Below are 17,694 nucleotides of genomic sequence, written 5' to 3'. Positions count from 1 at the left end.
GCATGCAGACCCTCAATCAACGCACGTATCTCGTCGATCTGCTGTTTCGCCAATCCTACGCGGTGCTGTTCGCCAATTTTGTTATCCCGATCCCAGTGGCCTACATCCTCAGGAACAGCCTGTCACTGAACGGGCTGCTCGTCTGGATCATCGTCATGTACATCCTGACAGTGGGCCGCATCCTGCTGGCGCGGCGTTACTTCGAGCACGGCAAGGATTCAACGACACCACTGCGCTGGGCCTGGTGGGTGACCGTGTTGTCCTGGCTGTCCAGCCTGCTCTGGGGCTGGCTCGGCTGGGTCGGCTTCGCTGCTGGCGACCCGCAGCTGCTGGCCTTCACCTGCATAGTCCTGACGGGCCTGGTTTGCGGCGCGATGCCTTCGCTATCGGCGTTCCCGCCTGCCTACATCGGCTCGCTGGCAGCGATGTTGCTGCCGGTCACTGTACATTGCCTGTCCCGCCAGGGGGAGGTTTTCGCGACCTACACGTTCTTCCTCATTTGCCTCGCCGGGGTCAACCTCTATTACAGCCGGGTGACCTACCGCTCGATCTGCGAAACGGCGCGCTTGCGCCTGGAAAATGTCGAATTGGTCGGCCGCCTGGAAGAGGAGCGTGACCGAGCACAGGCTGCCGATCAGGCAAAATCGCGCTTCCTCGCTGCGGCCAGCCACGACCTTCGCCAGCCCATCCACGCCCTCAGCCTGTTCGTCGGTGCGCTGGTCGCGCTGGCCGAGCGCGGCGATGTACAGGCGACCAAAGCGCGCGAGATTGCCGCTCGCTTGCGCACGGTAATCGGTAATCTCGGCGGGCTGCTGAACGGCCTGCTGGATATTTCTCAGCTGGATGCCGGCGTGGTAACGGTGTCCCGCGAGCCGGTCTCGCTCGAGCGCCTGTTTTCCGATTTGCATCACGAGTTCGCCGGTACTGCGCAGGAGCGCCACCTGAGCTGGCGGGTACGGCAGACCGAGCTATGGGTCGACAGCGACCCGGTGCTGCTCAAGCGCACGCTGGACAACCTGCTCGCCAATGCCTTCCGCTATACCACCCAGGGCAGCGTGCTTCTGGGCTGCCGCCGACGTGGGCAGACCGTGGAAATCCAGGTAATCGACAGCGGTCCCGGCATCCCCGCCGACCAGCAAGCGGCGATTTTCGACGAGTTTGTCCAGTTGCATAACGCTGAACGCGACCGCACTCAGGGCCTCGGTCTCGGCCTGGCGATCGTTCGGCATACCAGCCGCCTGCTCGGCCATACCGTCCGACTGGTCTCCGTCGAGGGTTGCGGCTCGATGTTCTCCATCTCCGCGCCAACCGTCGCGGCGCCAAGCATCGCACCGCTGACGGAGCCCTGGCCCACGGACGAACAGGCACTCGGTATCATGATCGTCGACGACGAACAAGACGTATTGGATGCCCTGTGCGCGCTGCTCGAGGCCTGGGGACACCGGATCTATGCCGGGCTCACTGCACAACAGGCTTGCCAGCAGCACGCCGAAGCCGCCCGTAGTGGTCCAGCCTCAGTACAGCTGATCCTCAGCGACTACCGGCTAAGCGGCGGGATGACTGGCCACGAGGCGATCCGCAGGATCCGCGACTACCTGAGACACAGGGTTCCGGCGATTCTCATCACCGGCGACACCTCACCGGCGTACATCAAGGAAGCCTCCGCCAGCGGCCACCGCCTGCTACACAAGCCACTCGACGCCCAGGTTCTGCGCGAGGTGATAGAGGCCAGCCGGCCGTGAGTAACATGCGCGGTGATCGCAAGCCCTAGGCCGCACCTTGGCCTGGCTTGCAGGAGCAGAACTCGCCAACAGAATTAGTTTTGCCGGGTGCCAGCAGCCGCGAGAGCGACTAAAATCCGCCCCCTACCTCCGTAGCACTGGATTTCAACCAGGCGCGCCCCGCGTGAGCGGGTCCGCCGGCGAAACCAGACAAGCGACTCCCCATCCGCACAGATCAAGAGAGCAACCATGGGCGCACAGTGGAAAGCCAAACCTAAAGAAGCCGCAGCCAACGCCAGGGGCAAGATTTTCGGACGGCTGGTGAAAGAGATCATGATCGCCGCGCGCAATGGCGCCGACCCGGACATGAATCCCAAGCTGCGCATGGCCGTACATCAGGCGAAAAAGGCCTCCATGCCCAAGGAAACCCTGGAGCGCGCGATCAAGAAGGGCGCCGGTCTGCTCGGCGAAACGGTGCACTTCGAGCGCACCACCTATGAAGGTTTCGCTCCGCACCGGGTGCCGGTGATCGTCGAGTGCCTGACCGACAACATCAACCGCACCGTCGCCGAGATCCGCGTGCTGTTCCGCAAGGGCCAGCTCGGTGCTTCCGGCTCGGTCAGCTGGGATTTCGACTATCTGGGCATGATCGAAGCGGCCCCTACTTCGGCCGATGCCGATGCCGAATTGGCCGCCATCGAAGCGGGCGCTCAGGATTTTGAAGAAGCCGAGGAAGGCGCCACGTTGTTCCTCAGCGACCCGACTGATATGGATACCGTGAGCCGCGCCCTCCCCGATTACGGCTTTACCGTGCAATCGGCGCACCTGGGCTATCGCCCGAAGAGCCCGGTAACCACGCTGACTGCAGCCGAACTGGAAGAAGTGGAAGCCTTTCTCGAGGCCATCGACGCGCACGATGATGTGCAGAACGTCTATGTGGGCTTGGCGGGCTAGTTCGCCTTCCTAATCCGCAGGAAAGCCCGTGTGACTTGAGCGCACGGGCTTTTTTTTGCGCGTTTTTCTTGAAGGTTGCCGGCTGATCTCGCTCAGCGGCATTGCGAGCAGGCTGGATACGGCTTCACGGACTATCCTTGAAAGCAGGCATCCATGCAGGCTGATGCAGCCTTGGAGGTGGGAATGACGAAACAGACATCCACGTCTATCTGAGTCCAACCATGCATTCCGGAGATCCGCATCATGAGCAAGAGTCTCAACGCGCACAAAGAAGCGAAGAAAAAGCCGCTTAAAACCGCTCACGAAAAACGCATGGCCAAGCGTGATAAAAAATCCGGCCCAACCCTTCTGGGCAGTCACGCCGCCACATAATGCTCTCTTCGCCACTCGCTTTGCTTTAGGTCGCACGGGCGGCGACTCTCCTTTATCCGTTGCGGTCAACCTGTCGACCGCAACGTCCTTCCTTTGACTGATGACACGCCTCGAGCATCGCTGGCCGAGGTTAGGTTGTGAAAGTCAGAACCGCGGCCACAGACCGGGGTCGAAACCAGATCGCACGGGACGAGGTGGAGGAATGGGAAAGTTCGGCAAATGGACGGCAATCAGCGCCCTGTTGGTACTCTCAGGTTGCGCATCGCATTCATGCGATGAACCGCTTAGCGGCAGTGCTTGTCGGGAGGAACAGCTGCTCTATCAGAACGACATGTTGCAAGCCAAGCTGCTGATCACCTCCGGCGACTTGGAGAGTTACGAACTGGCGCAAGCACTACTGGACCGCGCCGCGACTGAGGACAAAGGCGGCGAGGTGGAGTTCTATCAGGCGGTGCTATTGATCCGCCAAGGCCCTGAAATCGATGAAGTGCTTGAGCTCCTCGGGCGCGCAACCGACAAGGGCCATCCGCATGCCACCGCGCTGCTCTACAAGATCTACGCCGAACCTTATCTGCTCAACGAAGCGGACCCCAATAGAGCTGCCGAGTATCGCGAGGCTTACTCGCACCTGGATGTTGCCAAGAGTGGCTATCCATCGTTTGAGCAAGCCCTCAAGGTGGTTAGCGCTTTGGTGACCGAGCCACCTAGTCTCGATACCGCCGCGCATCCTGAGGTTCCGCGGTAAACCAGCCAGCCAACCTGCGCGACGGCAAGCATGTGCTGTTCGTCGATGTGACGCCTACGCAAGAGGCATTGCTCGACCAGATCACCAGCCTTCACCATTTGGAGTTGGCCGGAACCGGCAGCGCGACACCGAATTGGTTGATGCCGGTGGAGCGCAAATGGAACCAATTCCGCCGCATGATGTGAAGCCGGCGAACGGATTGGACAGGACGGAGGGCCGTCGAATGGCGGCCCGTTTTTCGTGCTCGGATGTGGCTATCCGGCTTGCGGTAAGGAAGCGCCACCCGGCAGAAAAAACATAAAGGCCTAGGTAAATGGGCCCTAGCCGTGTAAGGTGCCCCTACTGTGCTGCATGTGTCACCGTAAATCGACCTGCTTAGATTTCGATCCAATCATTCCCTCGGTTTCTTTACTCTTTGCACTCAGTCGCGGGTTGGGCTTTTCCAATACTGCGTTCACTTTGTTCAAGGAGATACATCATGTCCGATCGTCAAACTGGCGTCGTCAAATGGTTCAACGATGAAAAAGGCTTCGGCTTCATCACCCCGGAAAGCGGTGCTGACCTGTTTGTTCATTATCGTTCGATCCAAAGCGCTGGCTTCAAAAGCCTGCAAGAAGGCCAGAAGGTCTCTTTCACCGCGGTGAAAGGCCAGAAAGGCATGCAAGCGGATGACGTGCAGGTGATCTAATCACCCGCCGCACCGAGAAAACCGGCCCTCGTGCCGGTTTTTTTATTAGGGTTGCAGCCTGCAACCCCTTATCTGAAAGAGGACGAACACCATGCGCGTCAAAGGATCCAGCAGTAAACCCAAACCGGCTCCGGCGGTGGAAACTCGCGAATCCCTCGAAGCCCAGATGGCGGCTTTTCTTCAGTCGGGCGGCGAGATTCAGGAAATCGCCCGTGGCGTGAGTGGTCAGGTATATACGCCGACCCGTCACATCAGCCTCGGCAAGAAATGATTTCCACCGCGATCCGGCGCTGGTATTGCTAGGCAAGACCACGCCGGAAGCGGCGCTTTATCCCTTCAGCGCTTGGCCCTCAGTGCTTGGCGGCCTCTCCAGGGAAATCCTTATCCCCCGGATTCTTACCTTCCGCCAGTGAATGCTCGATCACCGCATTCAACTCCGCCCCCAACAACAGCACTGCCGCTGAAATATAGAAATACAACAGCAGGACAATAATCGCCCCGATGCTGCCGTACATGGCGTTGTAGTCGGCGAAGTTCTGCACGTAAAAACCAAAGGTGAGCGACGCGAGAATCCACACGATTACCGCCAGCGTCGACCCCGGGGTAATAAACCGAAACTTCTGCTTCACATCCGGCATGACGTAATAAATTAGCGCTACCGCCATCATCATCAGCACTACGATTAACGGCCAGCGCGCCCACGTCCAAACCGTTACGAACACCTGCTCCAGGCCCACGTATGCGGCCAACCAGCCCATCACCATGGGACCGGTAACCATCAATCCCGCTGCCATCACCAGCATGCCAGCGATACCCAGTGTGTAGATCACCGATAGCGGCAAGCGCTTCCACAACGGCCGCCCCTCGGGCACGTCATAAGCGGCATTCATCGCGGTCATCATCGAGCGCACCGCGGCCGACGCCGACCACAGCGCGACAACGATCCCCGCCGATAACAACCCACCTTCGCGTTTTTGCAGTTGATCGATAATCGGATTGACCTGTTCGACCGCCTGTGGCGGCAACACATATTCGACCTGCTCACGCAGCCAGTCGAAGAACTCCGGAAGATGCAAAAAGCCGATCAGGGCGATCAGAAAGAGCAGAAAGGGGAATAGCGAGAACAACATCTGATAAGCCAATGCCGACGCATAAGTCGGCATCTCGTCCGCCATGAACTCGCTGAGGGTGGCTTTACTGACTTTCACCACCGATAACTCGCGCCAATCCCGATACTCCATATCGGTTCCTACCTCATCAGTTCTAAGGACGAATGAGAAAGCCGGAGCAACAAGTCGGGCTCACCCTGTACCGATTTGGAGCCTAGCGGACGGGCGACAGTTTCACTCGGCCGATGATGCCAATTCGATTCGATCGGGAAGAATGACGATCAAACCCTGCTTGTAGAGCCCACCAATGGCTTTTTTGAAGTTGCCCTTGCTTACGCCGAAGCGGTGGCTAATCTCTGCCGGATCGCTCTTGTCGTTCACATAGAGCACGCCATGGTTGTCGTGCAGCTGCTTGAGAATATTGTCGTTCAGCGCGTTTGGTGCTTCCTTGCCAACTGCCTGCAGACTCAGGCTGATCTTGCCGTCGGCGCGAATTTCCTTGATGAAACCCTGATCGCGGAAACCGACACGCAAAGGTCTGAACAGCTCGTTCTTGTGCACCAGTGCCCAATGCTGATTGTCGATGATGACCTTCACCCCCATCGGCGTAGCTTCCGCCGCGAGGAACTCCACTGGCTGCCCCACCTGATAGCGCGGCGGCGTTTTGTCCAGATAGCGGTCAAGCCGCGCGGTAGCGGTGATACGGCGGGTGTGTTTGTCCAGGTAGAGATGCACAACGCAGTAGTTGCCGACCTGCAACTGCTGCTTCTCTTCGGAAAACGGCAACAGCAAATCCTTGGGCAAGCCCCAATCGAGGAAAATACCGATGCTGTTGATTTCGGCGACCTTCAGGCTGGCAAATTCGCCCACCTGGGCTTTAGGCCGCTCGGTGGTGGCGATCAACCGATCAGCGCTATCGAGGTACACGAAGACGTTCAGCCAGTCGCCTATCTCGGTGGGCGTATCCTTGGGTACATAGCGATTGGGCAAAAGAATTTCGCCGTCACTGCCACCATCCAGATAAAGACCGAAATCGGCCTGCTTGACCACCTGCAAGGAGTTGTAACGCCCGATCAGTGCCATGTTGGTAATCCTTATCGCGAGGCCGGCAGTTTACCCGACTTTAGCCGGCGGCCACGGCGAGCATGACGCGCTTATCGGCTTGCCGGATAATGCCCGCCCAATCCGCGAGACCTTCCGATGACCAGCCCTCGTCCGCAAGACCCGTTGCATGGCGTTACCCTCGAAGCGGTGGTTACCGCCCTGGTCGATCATTACGGCTGGGCGCGGCTCGGCGAGCTGGTGACGATCCGCTGTTTTCAGAGTGACCCAAGCGTCAAATCCAGCCTGAAATTCCTGCGCAAGACGCCCTGGGCGCGGGAAAAAGTCGAAGCGCTCTATATCCAACTGAAAAACCGCTAAGTCACTTCGCGATCAAATCCCCAATCCACATATCTCCTTACATACTTAGATCTGACATTTCGCTTCAGCGCACTGGCAGCTAGCACAGAGTTATTTCAAACTCATGGCGTATTGATGACGTTCGCGTTGTCCAACGGATACTCGCTGCCCTATCTCAGGAGCTCCCGTGCGCCCTATCAGCCGTCGGCTGCTGCAATCCCCTCAGGGTTCATTCCTTTCGCTCTGCTTGGTATTTCTGCTCGCGCCGATGCTGGCCCGCTACGGGTTGGGCTGGTCGGGCGGCTTCGGATATCTGTCCGACCTAGCCATTGGCAGCCTGCTCGTCCTCGTACTGCATAACCGCCCGGTATGGATCGTCTTGCCGGTGATCCTGATCTGGTGCGTATTCACCATTGGCAACGCGGAGCTGATGACGGCGGTTGGGCGCATGCCCGAGGTCAGCGATCTCAAGTATCTGAGCGACCCGCAGTTCGTCAGTCACTCCACGCAAGGCGGCGGTCTGAGCCATCCGTGGCTAGGACTTGCCCTGGCTCTGGGGACGCTACTCTGCCTGCTGACTGGCTGGCGCCGCTATGCAACCAAACGCTTGTCGCCGGTCTGGTATGTGCTGCCGACCGCATTGCTGACCCTGCACGTCGCGGGGCAGTATTTCAAACCCAGCGAAGCCGACCAGTGGAAACAATTCAACCTGGCGCACAAACTGCTGGCCGAAGGCTTCAGTACCGGTCAGTTGGCTGTGGAGACTTGGCTGGACGATGACAGCTCCGAGCCACCGCCCGACATCGCCGGGCTGACCCGCCTGGATTTATCCGGCCCTCGTCTGATCGAACCGGGCAAAGCGCGTAACGTATTGATCGTCACGCTAGAAGGCATTCCCGGTGCCTACCTCGCCCCCAATCGCGCGGCAATCGGCAGTAGCTACCACGAGGACCTGATGCCGCGCCTTGGCCAGTGGGCCACCCGCGGCATGAACACTCCCGACTACGTACTGCACGGACACCAGACCATTCGTGGCCTGTACACCATGCTGTGCGGCGATTACGACAAGCTCGACAGCGGCACGCCGAAAGGCGTGGAAATGCTCAACAACCATTTGCGCAACCAGCAATGCCTACCCGCGCAACTACGCGATCAGGGCTTTAGCACGCACTTCCTGCAAGGCGCCGGGCTGCGCTTCATGGCCAAAGACAAAATCATGCCGCACATCGGCTTTGACAAAACCCTCGGCCGCGACTGGTTCAAGAACAAGCCCTACCTGGAATTCCCCTGGGGCATGGATGACAAGGCCTATTTCGAAGGCGCACTGGGCTACGTCAAACAGCTGCGCAAGCAGAAAAAGCCCTGGATGCTCACCCTGCTGACCGTCGGCACCCATCAGCCCTACTCCGCGCCGGATGACTATCTGGCCCGCTATCCAAGCGCCAAACAGGCGGCCATCGGCTATCTCGACGATGCCATCGGCAATTTCCTCGACGGGCTGGAGAAACAAGGCGTGCTGAAGGATACCCTGGTGATCGTCACGTCCGATGAATCCCATGGCATTGACGATGTGCGCCTGGCCTCAGCCTGGGGGTTCAACCTGGTCTTGGCACCCGAGCAGACGCAGTTGCCCGCCCTTAAACGTGGGGTTTATGGGCATCTCGACCTGACCGCTTCGGTGCTCGACTACTTCGGCTTCAGCGTGCCGTCCAACCTGTCCGGCCGCTCGCTGTTTCGCGATTACAGCACTGGCCGCGAAGTCATTTCCTACACCAACGGCCTGCTGCGCGAGCATGACGGCAAGGGCACGCTGATCGAATGCGACTTCCAACAAGTCTGCCGGCGTTACGCCAGCGCAGGCTTTATTGCCGATCAGGCGCGCTTCCTCGGGCGCTTCCGCGGCAAGCAGGCGCGGCTGGTCAGTCAACGCGCCGAGTTGCTCGATCAATCGCTGAGCAGCGGGCAGATCGGCCAGCATTACCAGTTCGCCAACCGCGAACGCATTCGCCTGCAGGAAACACTCGGCAACGACTGGACCGATAACCTGATCGGCGCCCAGTACCTAGAGCTACCGAAGGGCACGCATACCCAGGTCAAACTAAAGATCCGCGCGGTGCGCCTGGATAAGCAAGGCGCCACACTACAGCTCAAAACCAAGGAGTTCGACCGCGATGTCGCGGCCCTGGCGCCGCAGTTGCCGGCCCTCAAGGCGGGCAAAACCCTGGAGTTGAGCTTTGGCTTCGACAATCTGGCGACTCGCAAGGCGTTCTCCTTCCACCTCCTCGGCCAGGGCCGCGGCGCCATCGAAATCACCGATTTCAGCGTGGTTACCGAGCCGCTGTTGCAGGCCGATCTGCTGGATCTGGAAAAAGTCGAGGAAAGCGCGTTGGCGGAATGACAGCGCTGCGCAAACCGATCCGCAGCAGCTCGCCATCGCTCTCATCGGTGAGCAGATAGAGATAACCATCCGGCCCCTGACGCACGTCGCGGATACGTGCGCCCAAGCCCTTTAGTAAGCGCTCTTCGTGCAGCACCTTGTTGCCATCGAGCTGCAGGCGAATCAACTCCTGATCGACCAATGAGCCGATGAACAGACTGTGCTGCCAGGCGGCAAAGCGCTGCGCGTCATAGAAGGCCATGCCGCTAATCGCCGGTGATTTTTCCCACACATACAGCGCAGCCTCGGTGCCCGGCACGCTTTTGCCTTTGGCCTCGGGAATCGGCAGCAGCGAATAGTTGATACCGTGGGTAGCCAGCGGCCAGCCGTAATTTTTGCCGGCTTGGGGGATATTCACCTCATCACCACCGCGCGGCCCGTGTTCGTGGGTCCACAGCTGGCCACTCCAGGGGTTGAGCGCTGCGCCCTGCTGGTTGCGATGACCGTAGGACCAGATCTCCGGCCGCGCGCCTTGGCGTCCGACGAAAGGGTTGTCGTCCGGCACCCGGCCATCGGGCCAGATGCGCACCACCTTGCCCTGCAACTTGTCGAGATCCTGGGCGGTGGGCCGCTGGTTATTCTCGCCAAGGGCAATGAACAAGTGGCCGTTACGGTCGAACACCAAACGCGAGCCAAAGTGGATGCCGTTAGACAGCTTGGGCTGTTGGCGGAAGATCACCTGGAAATCCTGCAACTGGCGGGCGTCAGCCGACAGCTTGCCACGCCCCACGGCGGTCCCCGCCAGGCCTTTGTCACCGCCGCCCTCGGCGAACGACAGGTAGACCAGCCGATCTCCGGCAAAGCCCGGCGACAGCACCACGTCGAGCAAGCCGCCCTGACCCTCGGCATACACCTCGGGGACGCCGCCGATCGGCTGCGAGACCGCGCCATCGCCACCGATCCATCGCAAGCGCCCCGGCCGCTCGCTGACCAACATCCCGCCGTCCGGCAAAAAAGCCAGCGCCCACGGATGTTCCAAACCGCGAGCCAGCACTTCGACCCGCACAGTGCCTAGCTCGCTGGGATATTCACCAGACGCCGCCTGAGCGCCGACGCCCATCAGGGCCAGTAGGCCCAGCCAGATCATCTTTGCCATGCGCTTGCTCCCCTTTCGGCTCGCCAACAGCCGATTGCCTGGATTCCCTACTGACAATCGAGACGACCATTTGGCCGGCTTGCTCATTCCGTATGAACCTTTACTTATAGCCGCAGGTCGGTCGTTGAGACCTCTGCAAAAGCTTCGCTCGACTCGCACAGGAGGAGCGCCATGAATAGCCGGGCCGAACACTATGCGACCCCGCCCGCCTTCGCGGCCTTACATGCCCGCTTGCAGCATGTGCGCGCGGCGAGCGAGCGGATCTGCGCACCACTGCAGATCGAAGACCATGTGATCCAGAGCATGCCCGACGTCAGCCCACCGAAGTGGCATCTGGCACATGTCACCTGGTTCTTCGAGGCGTTCCTGCTCAAGCCTTACCTGACGGGTTATCGAACGCCGAACGAAGCCTTCGATCACTTGTTCAACTCCTATTACGAAACCCATGGCAAACCCTTTCCACGCGCCCAACGCGGTCTGCTGGCGCGCCCGACGGTGGCCGAGGTGGTCGCTTACCGGCGCTACGTCGATCAAGCCCTTGGCGACTTGCTCAACCAGCCGCCACTTGAACATGTCGCGGAGATCGCCCGACGCATCGAACTTGGCATCCATCACGAACAGCAGCATCAGGAGTTGCTGCTCATGGATATCAAGCACATTTTCGCGCAGAACCCCTTGCAGCCGGCATATCGAGCCGACTTGCCGCTGCCGCCGCCGACCTCCCCGCCACCGCTCAGTTGGCACGCCTACCCAGCCGGGCTGCGCGAGATCGGCCAGGACGATGACGACTTCGCTTTCGATTGCGAGCGGCCGCGCCACCGGGTGTTCATCGACGCGTTCCAGCTCGCCAGCCGGCCGGTGAGCAACAGCGAGTACCTGGCGTTCATGATGGATGGCGGGTACGCCCGAGCGGAGTTGTGGCTGGCCGACGGCTGGGCATTGGCGCGCCAGGCGGATTGGCAAGCACCGCTTTACTGGCGCCATACGCAAGAACGCTGGGAGGAATTCACCCTCGCCGGGGCCCGCCCGCTGGATCCACACGCGCCGGTCTGCCACCTCAGCTTCTTTGAGGCCGACGCCTACGCCACCTGGGCCGGCGCGCGGTTGCCCACCGAGGCCGAGTGGGAAGTCGCAGCGAGCAGCGCAGCGCGCACCGGCAATTTTTGCGAAAGCGGGTATCTGCAACCGATTGCCCTGCCAGCCGTGCCGCAACAGCCGCAGCAGCTGTTCGGCGACGTATGGGAATGGACCGCCAGCGCGTATCGGCCCTACCCAGGCTTTCGTCCGCTGGCAGGCAGCCTGGGCGAGTACAACGGCAAATTCATGTCCGGACAGATGGTCTTGCGCGGCGGCTGTTGCGCGACCCCGGTAGACCACATCCGCACGACCTATCGCAATTTCTTCTACCCGCACATGCGCTGGCAATTCGCCGGCCTGCGGCTGGCCAAGGAGGCTTGAGAATGCCCTCCAACGTGCACTTTCACGATCAACGCAAGCAGGCGGCCGAGACCAGCCTGCTCGCGGAAACCCTCAGTGGCTTCGCCGCCTCGCCGAAGTGGATTTCGCCCAAGTACTTCTACGATCGGCGCGGCTCCGAGCTGTTCGAGCAGATCTGCCGACAACCGGAGTACTACCCGACGCGCACCGAGGAAGCGATTCTGGCGCAAGCGGCGGGCAGCATCGCAGCGATCGCCGGCCACCACGCCAGCCTGGTCGAGCTCGGCAGCGGTGCCAGTCGCAAGGTGCGCTTGCTGCTGGAGGCCATGCATCCGACCAGCTACCTGGGTATCGATATTTCCCGCGACTTCCTCCTGTCCAGCACCACCCGCCTGGCCGGCGATTACCCCTGGCTGGACGTGCACGCCGCGTGCGCCGACTTCTCACAGCCAATGCACCTGCCAGATGGCTTCGACGGTGCACATCCGCTGGCGTTCTTTCCTGGGTCGAGCATCGGCAACTTCACCCCGGAGCAGGCCACGGCGTTTCTCGGCAACCTGCACAACCTGCTGCCCAAAGGCGGCGGTCTGCTGATCGGCGTCGATCTGGTCAAGGACACACAGGTGCTGGAGGCGGCCTACAACGACAGGGCCGGGGTGACGGCGGCGTTCAATCTGAATCTGCTCGAGCGGATCCGCACCGAACTGGATAGCGACATCGACCCGACGCGCTTCGTCCATCACGCCTTCTTCAACGAACACGAATCGCGTATCGAGATGCACCTGATCAGCCCCGCGAAACAGCAGGTCAGGATTGACGGCCACGCATTCGACTTCGCCGCAGGTGAAAGCCTGCACACCGAGAACTCCTACAAGTACACCGCGGAGAGCTTTTGCGACCTGGCCGGCAATGCCGGCTTCAAGTCCATCGCCCGCTGGAGCGACCCACGCCAGCTGTTCAGCGTCCATTACCTGGAGCGGGAATGAGTCGTCCGCCGCCGGCTAGCCTTGAGTCCGCACGGCTTTTTCCGCCAGCGCGTCGAACACCTCGGGAACCAGTGCCGCCTCACCCTGCGCATCGAGCACTTCGCGCGCATGCTCACCGCTCGGATAACTGGTGTCGATCAAGGCCAACAGCTGCGCGCCACGCGGAGTGAGGACAAAGTTTTCGCCATTGCCGCCCTCTTCCTCCGGCCGCGACACAATGAAGCCACCATTGAACAGCAGCGACTCGTAGTCAGCCGCCTGGCTTTTGAAATGATCCAAATTGCCGATCGATTCACCTGCGCGCCCCAGCTCCTCGGCCAGCCCTTCGGCATAAGCGCGGGGTGCAAAACTTTTACCGGCACCGTTCTGCACTTCGTGCAACAGGCGCTCCATGAGATCCCAGTTATAGGCCATTGCGGCGTTCCTCTCGCTGATAAAGCGTACCTTCGCGGCACGCAGACAGTCATAAGTAACGACCGCCATTCCTTGCCAGAGGTTCATGCATTACCCGATTGGTGTGACATGCTCAGCAGCGGGCTGAACTTTCTTTGCTCGCCTGGCCTTAATGCGAGAACACCGGACGCGGCCTCGGCGCAGTTCTGTCATGGGCATGCGCCTGCCGGCGCTAGGTTGCACCGGCGACTTCGATTAGCCGTCAGCGGTATGACAACGTATGCAGGAGTTGCAGCAGGCCTCGAGCCAGGCCGAGGCGAAGGAAGCCACAGGAGAGGAGTGATCTACCTGCGGCTCGGAGAGCGGTTTACTCGGAAGGAGTATCGCCAGCAGCCGGTTTGCGGCGTTTGAGCGGCGCCATGCCGTCCTGGCTGACCAAGGACGGCTGCTCGCGCTTGGCCTTACTCACCGGCTTGCGCGTAACCTTCTTGTCGGCTTTTTTATCGCCTTTCTTATCGACCTTTTTCTTCTTGGTGCCAGCGGCCTTACCGGATGCCTTGACCTTTTTCGGCCCCTGATAGACGCCTTTCAGCTCCTTGATGTTGCGCCGCTCGAAGCTCTGCTTGAGATAGCGCTCAATGCTCGACATCAGGCTCCAGTCGTTGTGGCTGATCAACGAGATCGCCAGACCTTCGCCGCCTGCACGCCCGGTGCGACCGATGCGATGCACGTATTCATCGCCACTGCGCGGCATGTCGAAGTTGATCACCAGATCCAGGCCGTCCACATCCAGACCGCGTGCGGCCACATCGGTGGCCACCAGCACTTTGGTGCCGCCTTGCTTGAGGCGTTCGATGGCTAGCTTGCGATCCTTCTGATCCTTATCGCCGTGCAGGACGAAGGCCTTGAACTCTTTGGCCACCAGCCGCCCGTAGAGGCGATCGGCCTGCACACGGGTGTTGGTGAAGATGATCGCCTTCTGATAGGTCTCGTTGTTGAGCAGCCATTCGATCAACTGCTCTTTGTGATACGCGTGATCGGCGGTGATGATCTGCTGGCGGGTGCCTTCGTTGAGCTCGCCAACGGTGTTGAGCTTCAGGTGCAGCGGGTCCTTGAGCACCGATGCGGTCATCTCGCGTAATCCGGCGCCGCCGCTGGTGGCGGAGAACAACAGCGTTTGATGCGCGCCTTTGCATTCATTGGCCAAACGCTGCACGTCTTCGGCAAAACCCATGTCGAGCATGCGGTCGGCTTCGTCGAGAACCAGTACCTCGACGTTTTTGAAATCCAGATGCCCGGCATTCAAATGCTCAAGCAAGCGTCCCGGCGTGGCGATCAGCACGTCCGGCACTTTGCGCAGCATGGCGGCCTGCACTTTGAAGTCTTCGCCGCCGGTAATCAGCCCCGACTTGATAAAGGTGAACTGCGAGAACAGTTCGACCTGCTTGAGCGTCTGCTGCGCCAGTTCGCGGGTGGGCAAGAGGATCAGTGCGCGAATATCGATCCGTGGCTTGGCATCGCCCATCAGCCGGTTCAACATCGGTAGAACGAACGCCGCGGTCTTGCCGCTACCGGTCTGCGCGATTACCCGCAGATCGCGTCCTTCTAATGCCGGCGGAATCGCCGCCATCTGCACAGGCGTCGGCTCGACGAATTTCAGTTCGCCGACAGCTTTGAGCAGGCGTTCATGCAGGGTGAATTGGGCAAACACGGAAGTACCTCGAAAAAACGGACGATCTTGGATCGCTAGGGTACCGTTTGTGAGCGCAAAAGACTGCATTTCTTGGCTTACAGCCCTGTCAGCGCCACCCCGGCACATATTTCTGACGCATTGCCTTGCCAGATCGTTTAATGAAGGCAAATATTTGAAATGGCGCAGGAAACTTTTCTCCCTAATTCCTGTCAACCATAAGCGACCCACGGCAGGTTCGTATTTGGAGAATCCCAGCATGAAACCAGCCTTGATCTACTACGTTGCAGCCAGCCTAGATGGATATATCGCTCGCCCAGATGGTCGAGTCGATTGGCTGACGCCCATGGAGGAATCCAAGGAAGATCACGGTTATAACGAGTTCTATGCCGGTATCGATGCCCTGCTGATGGGGCGGGTAACGTACGAAACAATCCTCAAGTACGCCGATAAATGGCCGTACCCGGGAAAAACCTGCATCGTGCTGACCCGCTCGGCCTTACCGGCCGCCTCACCGGATGTGCATGTCTGCCATTGGACGCCTGCCGAATCGCTGAACAAGCTCGGCGACCTGGGCTGCAAACGGGTCTGGTTGGTTGGCGGCGGTTCGCTGGCCGGGACCTGCTATAGCGCAGGGCTGCTCGATGAGTTGGTGGTCAGTGTGGTTCCGCACATGCTCGGCGCCGGCATCAAGATGTTCGCCACCGGCCTGGAACGCGGTCTGACCCTGAAAACCCAACGCAACTTCTCCACGGGCGTCGTGCAACTGCACTACCACGTCGAGGGTGAAGGCGGGATTGCCGCCTGATCTCGGGCCACGCCCCACTCGCACTTCACCTCTGTAGCGCCTGCTTCCATAGCAGGCGCTCGCTTTCCAGCTCATCCCTGCAGATCTAACTACTTGGCTTGACGCCAAGTGAATCCGAGCCATAAAAAACCGGCCAATCGGGGAGCCGATGGCCGGAACAGGCGCCGGAGCTTAAAGCGCCAAGAGAGTAAGCGGGGCTATCTCGCGCGAATCAAGCGACCTCGGCCAGTTGAGTTTTCGCCTGAGCCAAACCCTTCTCGAGAAATTCGGCGCCCAGGTTCAGGCCTTCGGCATGGATGAAGCTGACATCGTGGATCCCGATGAAACCCAGCGCCTGGCGTAGGTAGGGTTCCTGATGATCCAGCGTGCTGCCGGCGTAGATGCCACCACGCGCAGTCAGCACGTAAGCGCGTTTGCCGGTGAGCAGGCCTTGCGGGCCGGTTTCGGTGTACTTGAACGTCACCCCAGCACGCAGCACATGGTCCAGCCACGACTTCAGGGTGCTAGGAATCGCAAAGTTGTACATCGGCGCGGCCAATACCAGCACATCGGCACTCAGCAGCTCATCGGTGAGGATGTTAGAGCGCGCCAGCGCGGCTTTTTCAGCGTCGGTGTGTTGATCGGCAGGCTTCATCCAGCCACCGAGCAGGGTTTCGTCCAGATGTGGCACCGGCTGCTGAGCCAGATCGCGCACAGCAATTTCATCGGCGGGATGGACTTTCTTCCACTGCACGATGAAGTCATCGGTGAGCTGGCGGGAAATCGAACCTTGTTGGCGGGCGCTGCTTTCAATGACGAGGACTTTGGACATGTTGGCTAACTCCATCGAGGGGTAAGTGGCGTCGATGGAGAAAGGTTATCCAGGCCTATATCGATTAAAAAGCGCAAAAAGCCGCTCACAATTATCGATTAATTTGATTTATTGAAATAGCCAACTTAGTCTCTGACCAAGTCAATCAAGCGCCCAGCATGGGTTATTTCGGATTGCAGGTTACTTTGATGCGCAGCTTGATGACCTGGCTCTTGAACGAGCTGGTGGTCAGCTTGCTTTCGCCCGGCTGCAGTACCGCACTGCGCTGCCGAGGCGATTCGGGACCATTGCGGAACACCACTTTGCACTCCGCGGCGGCCTTGCCGTAGTTGTACAGCTCGACACCGGCCATGCTGACGTCGATGGCCTGTGGGCTGACGGCAACTTCGGCACCGTTCATTTGCTTATCCACTTCGATGGGATAGGTGGCGGCCAGAGCACTCAAGGGCAGGATGGCGAGCAAGGCACAGCAGATTGTTTTCATGGAACGGACTCCAACGAGGGAGTCCAGCTTAGGACAAGCGCCGGCACAGATGAAGGCCTTTCAGCTTGCCGTCGGCAGTGGCTGGAACCTGTCGATGCCCGACCGCTAGCTCGGCTTGCAGGTCAGCTCAATGCGCATGCGGATGATCTCGCTCCTGAAATTGCCCGTCAGCGTCGCGCTTTCGCCGGGCGCCAGGACGACCTTGCGCACTCGCGGGGTATCCGGGCCGATGTCGAACACCGCCTTGCACTGCGCCGCAGTGGTGCCGCGGTTGCGCAATGACATGACACCAGTATTGAAGGTGATCGGCATCGTCTCATAGGTTACGTCGGCCCCATTCAGCTGCGGCGTGACGTCGATGGGGAAAAACGCCGCCAGGGCCAGCGCCGGCAGGAAGGCCGCCCCGACACCAACAGATCTTTTCATGTTTGCTCTCCGCCACGGCACCCGGTCCAGGCTCGTTCGAGGTTGCTGGAAGGCACCGCGATAATTTCAGTCTATGCCCCTGGAATGGCGCCAGCGGCTGAAAGGGTGAGCGCCACAAAAATATCGATAAGAACGC

At 60.0% G+C, this 17,694-nt stretch carries 19 protein-coding genes and 1 pseudogene; 12 read left to right on the top strand and 8 right to left on the bottom strand.

The genetic code is table 11. The features are described 5' to 3' along the window. Positions 1–2: 2 nt before the first annotated feature. From NVV93_RS06070 to NVV93_RS06040, 7 genes are all read left to right on the top strand, one after another. Positions 3–1,742, top strand: a complete 1,740-nt coding sequence (locus NVV93_RS06070) for a hybrid sensor histidine kinase/response regulator (RefSeq protein ID WP_258253546.1) — start codon at positions 3–5, stop codon at positions 1,740–1,742. Between the two features lie 228 nt (positions 1,743–1,970). Further along, a complete protein-coding gene (locus tag NVV93_RS06065; protein WP_258253545.1) occupies positions 1,971–2,675 on the top strand; it encodes a YebC/PmpR family DNA-binding transcriptional regulator in 705 nt (234 codons plus the stop codon). Positions 2,676–2,918: 243 nt separating this feature from the next. After that, a complete protein-coding gene (locus tag NVV93_RS06060; protein WP_258253544.1) occupies positions 2,919–3,047 on the top strand; it encodes a hypothetical protein in 129 nt (42 codons plus the stop codon). 202 nt (positions 3,048–3,249) lie between these two features. Then, entirely contained in the window at positions 3,250–3,792 is a 543-nt protein-coding gene (locus tag NVV93_RS06055; RefSeq protein WP_258253543.1) for a hypothetical protein, read from the top strand. A gap of 32 nt (positions 3,793–3,824) precedes the next feature. After that, positions 3,825–3,977 carry a hypothetical protein gene (locus NVV93_RS06050; protein WP_258253542.1) on the top strand — a complete coding sequence of 51 codons (153 nt, stop codon included), beginning with the start codon at positions 3,825–3,827 and terminating at the stop codon, positions 3,975–3,977. A gap of 293 nt (positions 3,978–4,270) precedes the next feature. Beyond that, positions 4,271–4,480, top strand: a complete 210-nt coding sequence (locus NVV93_RS06045) for a cold-shock protein (RefSeq protein WP_258253541.1) — start codon at positions 4,271–4,273, stop codon at positions 4,478–4,480. Between the two features lie 91 nt (positions 4,481–4,571). After that, positions 4,572–4,751, top strand: coding sequence for a hypothetical protein (locus NVV93_RS06040; RefSeq protein WP_258253540.1), 180 nt, complete (start codon positions 4,572–4,574; stop codon positions 4,749–4,751). Positions 4,752–4,830: 79 nt separating this feature from the next. Here NVV93_RS06040 and NVV93_RS06035 read toward each other — a convergent pair whose 3' ends face one another. Together NVV93_RS06035 and NVV93_RS06030 are read right to left on the bottom strand one after the other, a co-directional pair. Next, positions 4,831–5,721, bottom strand: coding sequence for a YihY/virulence factor BrkB family protein (locus NVV93_RS06035; protein WP_258253539.1), 891 nt, complete (start codon positions 5,719–5,721; stop codon positions 4,831–4,833). Positions 5,722–5,823: 102 nt separating this feature from the next. After that, positions 5,824–6,672: a S1 RNA-binding domain-containing protein gene (locus NVV93_RS06030; protein ID WP_258253538.1), complete on the bottom strand. Its 849-nt coding sequence runs from the start codon at positions 6,670–6,672 to the stop codon at positions 5,824–5,826. A gap of 117 nt (positions 6,673–6,789) precedes the next feature. On the opposite strand from NVV93_RS06030, the gene NVV93_RS06025 reads away from it, so the two are divergent. Beyond that, complete coding sequence (locus NVV93_RS06025) at positions 6,790–7,011, top strand: VF530 family protein (protein WP_258253537.1); 222 nt, start codon at positions 6,790–6,792, stop codon at positions 7,009–7,011. Between the two features lie 166 nt (positions 7,012–7,177). Next, the gene (locus NVV93_RS06020; protein ID WP_258253536.1) at positions 7,178–9,388 is read left to right on the top strand and encodes an LTA synthase family protein; all 2,211 of its coding nucleotides are present in this window, start codon (positions 7,178–7,180) and stop codon (positions 9,386–9,388) included. Positions 9,389–9,398: 10 nt separating this feature from the next. Here NVV93_RS06020 and NVV93_RS06015 read toward each other — a convergent pair. Next, positions 9,399–10,514, bottom strand: a pseudogene (locus NVV93_RS06015) (PQQ-dependent sugar dehydrogenase); the annotation flags it as partial. 180 nt (positions 10,515–10,694) lie between these two features. Between NVV93_RS06015 and egtB the strand changes: the two are divergent. Both egtB and egtD read left to right on the top strand, forming a co-directional pair. Further along, entirely contained in the window at positions 10,695–11,981 is a 1,287-nt protein-coding gene (gene egtB / locus NVV93_RS06010) for an ergothioneine biosynthesis protein EgtB (RefSeq protein WP_258253535.1), read from the top strand. 2 nt (positions 11,982–11,983) lie between these two features. After that, positions 11,984–12,946, top strand: coding sequence for an L-histidine N(alpha)-methyltransferase (gene egtD, locus NVV93_RS06005; RefSeq protein ID WP_258253534.1), 963 nt, complete (start codon positions 11,984–11,986; stop codon positions 12,944–12,946). Between the two features lie 15 nt (positions 12,947–12,961). Here the strand turns inward: egtD and NVV93_RS06000 are convergent, their stop codons facing one another. Together NVV93_RS06000 and NVV93_RS05995 are read right to left on the bottom strand one after the other, a co-directional pair. After that, positions 12,962–13,360, bottom strand: coding sequence for a transcriptional regulator (locus NVV93_RS06000; RefSeq protein WP_258253533.1), 399 nt, complete (start codon positions 13,358–13,360; stop codon positions 12,962–12,964). Between the two features lie 346 nt (positions 13,361–13,706). Beyond that, positions 13,707–15,050, bottom strand: a complete 1,344-nt coding sequence (locus NVV93_RS05995; protein ID WP_258253532.1) for a DEAD/DEAH box helicase — start codon at positions 15,048–15,050, stop codon at positions 13,707–13,709. 238 nt (positions 15,051–15,288) lie between these two features. Here NVV93_RS05995 and NVV93_RS05990 point away from each other — a divergent pair, with 238 nt between their 5' ends. Further along, positions 15,289–15,837, top strand: a complete 549-nt coding sequence (locus tag NVV93_RS05990; RefSeq protein ID WP_258253531.1) for a dihydrofolate reductase family protein — start codon at positions 15,289–15,291, stop codon at positions 15,835–15,837. A 211-nt stretch (positions 15,838–16,048) separates the two neighbouring features. Here the strand turns inward: NVV93_RS05990 and NVV93_RS05985 are convergent, their stop codons facing one another. The 3 genes from NVV93_RS05985 to NVV93_RS05975 form a co-directional block, all read right to left on the bottom strand. Continuing rightward, positions 16,049–16,648, bottom strand: a complete 600-nt coding sequence (locus NVV93_RS05985; protein ID WP_258253530.1) for an FMN-dependent NADH-azoreductase — start codon at positions 16,646–16,648, stop codon at positions 16,049–16,051. A 163-nt stretch (positions 16,649–16,811) separates the two neighbouring features. Then, positions 16,812–17,132, bottom strand: coding sequence for a 3-phosphoglycerate kinase (locus NVV93_RS05980; RefSeq protein ID WP_258253529.1), 321 nt, complete (start codon positions 17,130–17,132; stop codon positions 16,812–16,814). A gap of 105 nt (positions 17,133–17,237) precedes the next feature. Continuing rightward, a complete protein-coding gene (locus NVV93_RS05975) occupies positions 17,238–17,558 on the bottom strand; it encodes a 3-phosphoglycerate kinase (protein WP_258253528.1) in 321 nt (106 codons plus the stop codon). Between the last annotated feature and the right edge of the window lie 136 nt (positions 17,559–17,694).

Origin of the sequence: Pseudomonas sp. LS44, from assembly GCF_024730785.1 — a bacterium.
Classification (GTDB): Bacteria; Pseudomonadota; Gammaproteobacteria; order Pseudomonadales; family Pseudomonadaceae; genus Aquipseudomonas.
Note: the sequence above shows the minus strand (reverse complement) of the source record. Positions and strands in the feature narration are given on the sequence as shown.

Coding starts and splice junctions, on each gene's coding strand:
- NVV93_RS06070 (WP_258253546.1), top strand. CDS start 3: ATGCAGACCCTCAATCAACGCACGTATCTCGTCGATCTGCTGTTTCGC.
- NVV93_RS06065 (WP_258253545.1), top strand. CDS start 1,971: ATGGGCGCACAGTGGAAAGCCAAACCTAAAGAAGCCGCAGCCAACGCC.
- NVV93_RS06060 (WP_258253544.1), top strand. CDS start 2,919: ATGAGCAAGAGTCTCAACGCGCACAAAGAAGCGAAGAAAAAGCCGCTT.
- NVV93_RS06055 (WP_258253543.1), top strand. CDS start 3,250: ATGGGAAAGTTCGGCAAATGGACGGCAATCAGCGCCCTGTTGGTACTC.
- NVV93_RS06045 (WP_258253541.1), top strand. CDS start 4,271: ATGTCCGATCGTCAAACTGGCGTCGTCAAATGGTTCAACGATGAAAAA.
- NVV93_RS06040 (WP_258253540.1), top strand. CDS start 4,572: ATGCGCGTCAAAGGATCCAGCAGTAAACCCAAACCGGCTCCGGCGGTG.
- NVV93_RS06035 (WP_258253539.1), bottom strand. CDS start 5,721: ATGGAGTATCGGGATTGGCGCGAGTTATCGGTGGTGAAAGTCAGTAAA.
- NVV93_RS06030 (WP_258253538.1), bottom strand. CDS start 6,672: ATGGCACTGATCGGGCGTTACAACTCCTTGCAGGTGGTCAAGCAGGCC.
- NVV93_RS06025 (WP_258253537.1), top strand. CDS start 6,790: ATGACCAGCCCTCGTCCGCAAGACCCGTTGCATGGCGTTACCCTCGAA.
- egtB (WP_258253535.1), top strand. CDS start 10,695: ATGAATAGCCGGGCCGAACACTATGCGACCCCGCCCGCCTTCGCGGCC.
- egtD (WP_258253534.1), top strand. CDS start 11,984: ATGCCCTCCAACGTGCACTTTCACGATCAACGCAAGCAGGCGGCCGAG.
- NVV93_RS06000 (WP_258253533.1), bottom strand. CDS start 13,360: ATGGCCTATAACTGGGATCTCATGGAGCGCCTGTTGCACGAAGTGCAG.
- NVV93_RS05990 (WP_258253531.1), top strand. CDS start 15,289: ATGAAACCAGCCTTGATCTACTACGTTGCAGCCAGCCTAGATGGATAT.
- NVV93_RS05985 (WP_258253530.1), bottom strand. CDS start 16,648: ATGTCCAAAGTCCTCGTCATTGAAAGCAGCGCCCGCCAACAAGGTTCG.
- NVV93_RS05980 (WP_258253529.1), bottom strand. CDS start 17,132: ATGAAAACAATCTGCTGTGCCTTGCTCGCCATCCTGCCCTTGAGTGCT.
- NVV93_RS05975 (WP_258253528.1), bottom strand. CDS start 17,558: ATGAAAAGATCTGTTGGTGTCGGGGCGGCCTTCCTGCCGGCGCTGGCC.